The organism is Paenibacillus sp. 01L418 (assembly GCF_056400045.1).
The window spans coordinates 1-846 of sequence record NZ_JBFTSN010000826.1 but is presented as its reverse complement, the minus strand read 5'-3'; the positions used below and the strand labels follow the sequence as shown (position 1 = coordinate 846).

At 45.8% G+C, this 846-nt stretch carries 1 protein-coding gene; it reads left to right on the top strand.

The annotated features are described in order from the left end of the window. Positions 1-159: 159 nt before the first annotated feature. A partial coding sequence (gene murD, locus AC1DSE_RS35920; RefSeq protein WP_477529202.1) for a UDP-N-acetylmuramoyl-L-alanine--D-glutamate ligase occupies positions 160-846 on the top strand: 687 nt, incomplete at its 3' end.

Here is an 846-nt window from a genome sequence, read left to right as displayed (position 1 = left end):
TGGTCCGAATGGAAGGTTGTTACTGTGTTTTGGTTTGTAGGTATCGTGTTTGCAGCAATTGGTTTACTATTTGTTATACTATAGAGATAAAACTTACGAAAAAGCGGCTTTTATTTGATTAAGAGCCGCTTTATGCATACATAGAAGGGACTGTCAGTTATGAATCATCCGGCATCTTATGAAGGCCGCCGAGTTGTTGTCTTAGGCTTGGCTAGAAGCGGGGTAAGCGTCGCAAAAGTATTTCATCAATTAGGCGCAGAAGTTGTAGTGAACGACATGAAGGAACGTGAATTATGCCCCGAAGCGGACGAATTGACTGCTTTGGGCATTTCTGTGCTATGCGGTTATCATCCAGATGACCTAATTACAGAAGAAACAGCGCTCCTTATCAAAAACCCTGGTATCCCATATACGTCACCTCCAGTGCAGAGGGCGGAGGAGCTTGGCGTTGAGGTCATTACGGAGGTAGAAGCTGCTTATTGGCTTTCTCCTGCACCGATCATAGGCATTACAGGCTCAAACGGCAAAACAACAACGACGACTTGGATCGGCGAAATATTAAGCGCAGCTGGCTTGAATCCCATCGTGGCAGGCAATATCGGTCGTCCTCTATGCGAAGCAGCCTTGGAAGCGACGCCCGATCAATGGATCGTTGCTGAGCTAAGCAGCTTTCAATTGAAAGGAACAAGTGAGTTCCGTCCGCATATTGCGTTATTGCTTAACATTGCAGAGACGCATTTGGATTATCACGGCGATAKGGATGACTACGTCAATTCAAAAGCAAAACTTTTTGATAACCAAACGGAAGATGATGTTGCTGTCGTCAACTGGGATGACCCGGAATGC